This is a genomic window from Polaromonas sp. P1_G4 (assembly GCF_056405475.1).
The window spans coordinates 1-724 of sequence record NZ_JBFUCA010000990.1 but is presented as its reverse complement, the minus strand read 5'-3'; the positions used below and the strand labels follow the sequence as shown (position 1 = coordinate 724).

1 protein-coding gene is annotated in these 724 nt (G+C 56.5%); it reads left to right on the top strand.

From position 1 onward, the window contains the following. Positions 1–669 (top strand): protein translocase subunit SecF (gene secF, locus AC1D1X_RS24935; RefSeq protein ID WP_477699578.1); only part of this gene is annotated, 669 nt, incomplete at its 5' end. Between the last annotated feature and the right edge of the window lie 55 nt (positions 670–724).

Genomic DNA, 724 nt, shown 5'->3' with positions numbered 1-724 from the left:
GGCGTAAGCACTGCGCAGCAAAGCGACAAGGTGCTTGCGGCCCTGAAGGCTGCCAGCCCGGATGTGACGCTGCGGCGCACCGAATTCGTCGGCCCGCAGGTGGGCGAGGAACTCGCCCACGACGGGCTGAAGGCGCTCGCCATGGTGGTTTTCGGCATCATGGTCTATCTGGCTTTCCGCTTTGAATGGAAATATGCCGTGGCGGCCATCATCGCCAATTTGCACGACGTCGTGATCATTTTGGGATTCTTCGCTTTCTTCCAATGGGAGTTTTCACTGGCTGTGCTTGCTGCTGTGCTGGCGGTGCTGGGCTACTCGGTCAATGAGTCGGTGGTGATCTTTGACCGGATCCGCGAGAATTTTCGACGCTATCGCAAGATGAATACCACCGAGATCATCGACAACGCGATCACGTCCACCATCAGCCGTACCATCATTACCCACGGTTCCACCCAGATCATGGTGCTGTCCATGCTTCTCTTTGGCGGGCCGACCCTGTTTTACTTTGCCCTGGCGCTGACCATCGGCATTCTGTTCGGGATCTATTCGTCGGTGTTTGTTGCCGCTGCAATCGCCATGTGGCTAGGCATTCGGCGTGAAGACCTGATGAAAGGGCCGGCCAAAAAAGACGAGGATCCCAATGACCCCAACGCCGGAGCCACGGTGTAAGCTATGACTTAATCATCCTAGGGCGGCTGTGGCTCCAAGTAACAAAAATAGCAGG